The sequence below is a fragment of the Flavihumibacter sp. CACIAM 22H1 genome (genome assembly GCF_001601815.1).
In the GTDB taxonomy this organism is placed as follows: Bacteria; Bacteroidota; Bacteroidia; order Chitinophagales; family Chitinophagaceae; genus Flavihumibacter.
Map to the genome: position 1 here is coordinate 37573 of NZ_LUKG01000025.1, position 6623 is coordinate 44195.

6 protein-coding genes and 2 pseudogenes are annotated in these 6623 nt (G+C 45.1%); 1 reads left to right on the forward strand and 7 read right to left on the reverse strand.

Annotated elements, in window-relative coordinates; all coding sequences use genetic code 11:
* Window positions 1–536: NAD(P)-binding domain-containing protein (locus A1D16_RS09150; RefSeq protein ID WP_290709062.1), on the forward strand; the 536-nt coding region annotated here is incomplete at its 5' end.
* 16 nt (window positions 537–552) lie between these two features.
* Here A1D16_RS09150 and A1D16_RS09155 read toward each other — a convergent pair.
* From A1D16_RS09155 to A1D16_RS09185, 7 genes and pseudogenes are all read right to left on the reverse strand, one after another.
* Window positions 553–1857 (reverse strand): annotated as a pseudogene (locus A1D16_RS09155) (gluconate:H+ symporter).
* Window positions 1842–3290, reverse strand: a complete 1449-nt coding sequence (locus tag A1D16_RS09160; RefSeq protein ID WP_290709063.1) for a gluconokinase — start codon at window positions 3288–3290, stop codon at window positions 1842–1844. Before A1D16_RS09160 ends, A1D16_RS09155 begins: the two are co-directional and overlap by 16 nt.
* Window positions 3291–3298: 8 nt before the next feature.
* Window positions 3299–4381, reverse strand: a complete 1083-nt coding sequence (locus A1D16_RS09165; RefSeq protein ID WP_290709064.1) for a hypothetical protein — start codon at window positions 4379–4381, stop codon at window positions 3299–3301.
* 49 nt (window positions 4382–4430) lie between these two features.
* Window positions 4431–5258 carry a hypothetical protein gene (locus A1D16_RS09170; RefSeq protein ID WP_290709065.1) on the reverse strand — a complete coding sequence of 276 codons (828 nt, stop codon included), beginning with the start codon at window positions 5256–5258 and terminating at the stop codon, window positions 4431–4433.
* 5 nt (window positions 5259–5263) lie between these two features.
* Window positions 5264–5743, reverse strand: a complete 480-nt coding sequence (locus A1D16_RS09175; protein ID WP_290709066.1) for a TlpA disulfide reductase family protein — start codon at window positions 5741–5743, stop codon at window positions 5264–5266.
* A 46-nt stretch (window positions 5744–5789) separates the two neighbouring features.
* Window positions 5790–6335 (reverse strand): heavy-metal-associated domain-containing protein, encoded by a 546-nt coding sequence (locus tag A1D16_RS09180; protein ID WP_290709067.1) that lies wholly within the window; start codon window positions 6333–6335, stop codon window positions 5790–5792.
* Between the two features lie 23 nt (window positions 6336–6358).
* Window positions 6359–6623, reverse strand: a pseudogene (locus A1D16_RS09185) (hypothetical protein); the annotation flags it as partial.

Consider the following 6623-nt stretch of genomic DNA (forward strand, 5'->3'; position numbering starts at 1 on the left):
ATTATAAAGACCCTCATTTTTACGCTTTTCAACAGGTTGCAGTCATCGGCGCACAAAATTCAGCCGTTGATGCCGCCCTTGAAACCTGGCGAAAAGGCGCCCAGGTTAGCATGATTATACGCCAGCATGAAATTGGTCAACGGGTTAAATACTGGGTTCGTCCGGATATTATCAACCGCATCGAAGAAGGTTCCATCAAGGCTTATTTCAACAGCGAGGTCAAAGCCATACGAGATCATGAAATTGATATTCAAACAGCCTCCGGCCTCCTAACCCTACCCAATGATTGGGTCATTGCCCTTACCGGGTACGAACCCAACCTCCACTTCCTGAAAAAATGTGGCATTCACCTTAGTAAAGATGCTGTCCGCCAGCCTGTATACGATCCGCAAACAATGGAAACCAATGTACCCGGACTTTACCTTGCGGGCGTAATCTGCGGAGGTATGAACACTCATAAACTTTTCATTGAAAATTCCCGCGTACATGCCACACAAATCATCAGGGATATCCGTAAAAAAAACAGAACTGCTTAAAACTTGCAGCCAGCTTCTATAAAAACAACGCAAGCAACAGGATTAGCAACAAACCGGCCACCGATATAATGGATTCCATAATAGTCCAGGACAAGAGTGTTTCTTTTACCGTTAGTCCATAATATTCTTTAAACATCCAAAAGCCGGTATCGTTTACATGCGATCAGAAAACACTTCCTGCTCCCACAGATAACACCATCCATTCAGGCGATACGCCGGAAGCTACCACCAGTGGAGCTAAAATGCCGGCCGCAGTAATACCTGCAACGGTTGCAGACCCAATAATTATACGAATGGTAGCAGCTACCAGCCAACCAGCCAACAAAGGAGGAAAGGAGTAACGGGTAAAAAAATCTGCGGCCTGGTTGGCCACGCCGGTTTGCAGCAGCACTTCTTTTAAAGCGCCGCCGCCGGCAATAACCATCATAATCACCGCAATGCCTTCAATTGCAGAACCATAATACCGGGTAAGCTCAGCAATAGAAATACCCCGCCTTATACATAAAAAATATCCAGCTGCAAGAGCGGCCACTAACATGGCTAATACCGGATCACCAATTGACTGGGCAACCTGGGTAATTACCGAATCCTTACCCAGCAGTGGCAAAAGCAGGGCTGGTAACGCAATTAGCACCACCGGTAAAACAGCTACTCCTATACTAACAGGCACAGAGGGCAGGGCAGTTTCTTCCTTCGTTTTTTCGTCCAATACAGGAATAGTGCCGTAATTCCGAAATCGTTTTCCAAACTGGATCCCTGCCATCCAAACCAGGGGTACTGTAACCAGCAGGCCGTACAACATCGTTTTTCCAATGGATGCATTAAAAATAGATGCCAGGCTTACAGGCCCAGGGTGTGGAGGCAAAAAACCATGTGTAACCGACAAAGAAGCAGATAATGGAATGGCTACATATAACAAGGGTAGTTTAGCGCTGGCAGCAATTGTAAATACAAAAGGTACCAGTATAACAAAACCTGCATTGTAAAAAAGCGGTATACCTACCACCAATCCCATTAATAAAACGGCCCATTGAATCCGGGATTTTCCAAATTTTTCCATCAGGTAAATACTGATCACTTTTGCAGCACCGGTTTTTTCCAGCACTTTTCCCTGCATTGCACCGAGACATAAAATCAGGGCCATGCTGCCCAGGATAGACCCCACTCCTGTTTCCATAGCACGCATCAGTTTTGACACCGGCATTCCATTCAGCAGACCAATCAGCAAACAGGCTGCCAGCAAGGCCACAAAAGGACTCCATTTATTAAGTGTCATCCAGAATAACAAGCCAAGTGCCAGCAGGATTATGAATAATGACATAGGCGAAGAAATTGTTGGTATTGCTTGCGGTACACCAAAAACCTGGTATTATCCGGATCAATTATAGTGTAGTTAAAGGGAAGAACAGCTTCAAAATCGGTCCATTTGCTGATAAAACCGGCTGCTTTCATAGCTACTGCAATTGCCCCCAATGCCGACGCATCAGCTTCCTGCTCCGCTTGTTCCAACCGTCTTTCCAGCACATCACTCATTACCTGCAACCACCACTTGCTTTGGGTAAACCCTCCACTGGTAATTATTCTTTTTACCGGGCCATGAACAGCTTCCATCCGCTCCAGCAATTGCCGGAAAATAAAACAAACACCCTCTACCATTGCTCTTTTAAAATGTGCCTGGCGATGGTGCATACGAATGCCGGCAAATATACCGCTGGAGGCAGCGTCCCAAACAGGTGCCCGCTCTCCGCCAAAATAAGGCAAACAAACCATGCCCTCGCACCCGGGCATAACCGAAGCAGCTTCTTTTTCAAACCGATTTAATAAAACGTCAATTGGCGCTTCATTGTCCATCACTTTTTCCTCCCACCACTGTAACACAACTCCTCCATTATTGGTGGGACCACCGCCTATATAAGTATGCGTATCTAATTGATAACAGAACAAACCACTATCCGGGTCTGTTCTAAACTCGGGTAATACAACCCGCATAGCCCCGCTTGTGCCAATAGTAAGACTGGCCACACCGGGCGCCATTGCCCGGCTTCCGATTTGCGCCAGGCAGCCATCTGATCCGCCCAAAACATACCTGAACTGATAGCCTTTTTGCGTTAATCGCCCCTCCTTCACCAATGCATCCACCGCGCGTAATGCCGGTAACTGTTTTTTTTGAAGATCAACTAATTCCAGCGCAAGCGGATGCCAATCCTCTAAGGCCGGCGCATACAACCCGGTAGCAGCAGCCATGCTATGATCGATTTCCCAGCGCCCGGTTAGATGATACCAGATAAACTCTTTAATACCGATACATTTATACGCTGTTGATAATAAACCCGGACTTTGCGCCTGCATATACAAAAGCTTGGCGAAGGGGCTCATGGGATGAAAGGGTGTGCCGGTCTCCGCCACTAATTTATGTATCCTTTTATCGGTGCGGTATCGGGCAACCAGTTCCTGACTGCTGGTATCTGCCCAGGTTGTCATGGCAGTTAGCGGATTGCCATTTTCATTCACTAATAGCAAACTATGCATTGCTGCACTCAGCGAAAGGAAAACTTCCTGCTCCACCCCATCCGTATGCGAAAATGTTTCTGTGAGAAGCCGAAGTGATAGTTCGAGTAATTCCTGCGGATCTAATTGCGAACCGACGCCTTTTGTATACGCAGCTTTGGCCTGATGAAGAAGTTTTCCTTTTTCATCCAGCACCAGTAATTTAGTATGTGTGGTACCTAAATCCAGGCCGGCAAACAATGGCATATTCGGTTTTACTGTCCCGAATATAAGGATACATTCCGAGGTCCTTCGAAGCTTTGGGTATAAAGTGGGAAATAACGGGTACGTCGATTGTTTACAGCCAGTTCATTTTTCAGATAATTCGCCATCGACTCCAGGTGATATCCATCCCTGGCATCATAATTATTCAGAATCAGGTCTGATGCCTCGCGCTGCGCCAGTTCTGGTTTATCGAGATAAAAATACAGCTTGCTCAAAATAAAATGGCTTGCATAGCGGAGTTTACGATCGTGTTTATCGTTATCGGAATACTGGTTCCGGATTTTCTCAAAATACGCAATAGCGGGTTGAACTTCTTCCCATATCGGCTCTACCGATTCATTGGTATTAATCTTGAATAATGCATTTTTCACGATGCCCCAATTTGATCTGAAGCGGTTGTATTCGGGGTGTTTTTTATTGGCCACTATCCAAACCATATCGGTAATTCTTTTCTCCATATAGCCATACTGCCGGGTAAGGTTAGCGGATAGATCATAAATAGTATTGTACAGCACATCCCTGCTAACCTGGGTAGTAAGGAACACCATATTCAATAAAACATTGGCTGCACCAATTCTTGAACCCGATTCCGTTCCTTTGTACGTAAAACTCTGTGAACGGTCTACCAACTGGTATTCATCGATCTGGCGGCCTGTATAGTCCTTGAGGATAACGCGCGCGGCATAGGTATAGGTAAGCAACGGGGAATAATAGGTTTTTTTACTTACGACATTCCCGTTTTTGTCTTTTTTGATTTCTTCCCGCTGGCTGATATCGGATTTAGTAATAATAAGGTCTTCCATTTTTAATTGCACGGTAAGGTGGCCATTTGCAGCCAGCCATTTCCACCCCTGTATCACCAATCGTTCGTCCGGGGATTCATTCCCCAAGGCTATTTTCATTAGTGGACCAAGCTTGCAATTAAAATCGTAGGTACGGAAATTACTGTCCAGGGGCAATTGCGGAAGCTCCCGGTAGTTCACGTTAAATGAGAAGCGATCGAGGTCTACCCGCTGAGCATTGGCCAGCTGTATGGATACGAAACACACTAAGAAAAGGCAGATCTTTCTCATAAAGGATCAATTGGATATGCTTCATAACGCCCCCGATCGCTGTTTTCGTCTATTTTTTTCTACTTTTCAGCACATTCAGGAAAGTAGTCTCCATACTAACAAAATAGTTATTTCGGGCAATGCGGTTCATATTGCCGGTTGTTTCCCATCTTGCCCCCAGGTTAAATTTAGTTGAACTATTGAAAATCAATTGAATAGCTGGCGCCACGTCCAGGTAATACATTCCGGGGCCCAATCCCTTCATACCCAATACTTCAAGGTATAAATTCAGGTTAACCTGTTCATAATCAGCATAGGATTTAGGAAAAAGCAGGTACCCGGCAGATAAACTATAGGCAATCGCATCCTGGTCGTGCATACCGGGCATTGATTTGAACCTGTCATCGTACACCCGCATATAACTTGCCGTTCCGGAAACGGCCAGTTTATTCAATAACTGGGTAGCAATTAACCCAACCTGTAAACCACTGTTATCGCCATCCAGGTTCATTTCATCAAATACCAGTTTGTTTTTGCTCAGGGCGCCGTCGGCAAAAGCGGCCATTCTAAAATGGCGATGGATGCCGTCTACGGAATAAAACCTCCATTTAGTATAGATTTTAGCAGATTCCCATTTTTGTCCGGCCTGATAAAAATTGGAAAAACTGGTACTTACCCGTGCCATCCAGTTTTTATGCAATCCTACCATCAGTTCCGGCATATATCGTTGACGCACCATCTTTGAGTTTGGAAGATCTGCAAACCGCGCGGTTAATTTTGCGCTGATGGAACGGGCCGGAAGATTTGAGGCCGGATCAGTAAACACATATAATTCCTGTGCCTGAGCGCTAAAGGAAACCAGAAGCGCTGCAAGCCAAATCCAACAATAATATTTCATGGTAATTATTTTAAGCCCTGGCGAAGCACCAATTCAATTTCGCCAGCGCTTGGATCAATGGATATGATCTTTCCATTTTTGTCTAGCAGGTAGGAAGTCGGTAATTGTTCAATTCCCCAGGCCAGTGCAACCGGTGCATTCCAGCCACCGTCTTGCCGGGTTTGAATCCAGTTTATTTTATCCGTTGCAACTGCTTTTTTCCAGGCCGTAACATCCTCGTCCAGGCTGATACCAAAAATTTCAAAGCCTTTTTTATGGTAACGCTCAAATATCGGCCCCAGTTGCTTATTAGATTTCCGGCAGGGCGCACACCAACTTGCCCAGAAGTCGACCAATACATAACTGCCCTTAAGCGTGGAAAGACCTTGTTCTTTACCAGCCAGGCTCTTTAAAACAATTTCCGGTGCCGTATCCCCAATCTTAGGTTGTGCATTTACCGTAACAAGTCCTATTGCGAGCAAAACAGAAAGAAATAGCTTTTTCATACAAAATAAACTGGTCCGGGTAGGTAACCCGGACCAGCACCTGGGTTTAAATAGTTACATGATAAATTCTGGTATCTGCCGATACCCCGTCTTTTTTACAGCAATCTCCTGCTTTCCCGGTTTGCACACAGGACATAGAGCTGGATTTACTGTATTTTTTAAATTCCTTCGCCGGTAAAAAACTCTTGTCTACCAGGGTAAAAACCTGTTCTCCGGAAATTACCTGTTTTTTGACGGAAAGAAAATGAAAGGTTGTGCCATTAATTGTGGCATGTTCGTCCGGCTCAACGGGCAGGGCATTAAACTGCCCGGTCAGTTGCAATTTTGCCACTGAAAAACCGGCATCTTCCACTCCCTTGCGCAGGGCATCTATATCAACAGCCGCCCCTTCTTTAAATTCTATCAGGAAGGAAGAACTTTTGATATCCGGTTGAACCGATTTTATAAAAGACAATTGTTCCAGGGAATTATTGATTGCTTTGGTACAGAGTGCACAGGTAAGGCCGCTGGCCTGTAAACTGGCTTTAGAAAACTGCGCAAAACCTCCTGTTCCCAGCAATAGCAGGCAACAGGCAATTATTAATTGCTTCATACGATTGAATTAAAGATGAACGATTAGTTTTTACAGCAGGATCCGCCTTTACAGCAGTCGCCCTGTTTTTTGCAAACGCCCTCTTTACAGCAAGCTTCCTTGCAGGTTTCACTCGTACATTTTCCGTCTTTACAACAGGCGGCTTTTTCTTCGCTTACGGAAGCTTCTTTGCGATCGTATTTACAACAGCCGTGTAATTTATCATAGGCTGAATTGTCTGCCGTATAATTTTCTGTATCATAACCGGCATTGGCAATAGCTTCCTGTATTTTATTGGTGGAAGTTTTT

Excerpts from the sequence above, each read along its gene's own strand:
- A1D16_RS09175 (WP_290709066.1), bottom strand. The coding sequence starts at position 5,743 with ATGAAAAAGCTATTTCTTTCTGTTTTGCTCGCAATAGGACTTGTTACG.
- A1D16_RS09160 (WP_290709063.1), bottom strand. The coding sequence starts at position 3,290 with ATGCCATTGTTTGCCGGCCTGGATTTAGGTACCACACATACTAAATTA.
- A1D16_RS09165 (WP_290709064.1), bottom strand. The coding sequence starts at position 4,381 with ATGAGAAAGATCTGCCTTTTCTTAGTGTGTTTCGTATCCATACAGCTG.
- A1D16_RS09180 (WP_290709067.1), bottom strand. The coding sequence starts at position 6,335 with ATGAAGCAATTAATAATTGCCTGTTGCCTGCTATTGCTGGGAACAGGA.
- A1D16_RS09170 (WP_290709065.1), bottom strand. The coding sequence starts at position 5,258 with ATGAAATATTATTGTTGGATTTGGCTTGCAGCGCTTCTGGTTTCCTTT.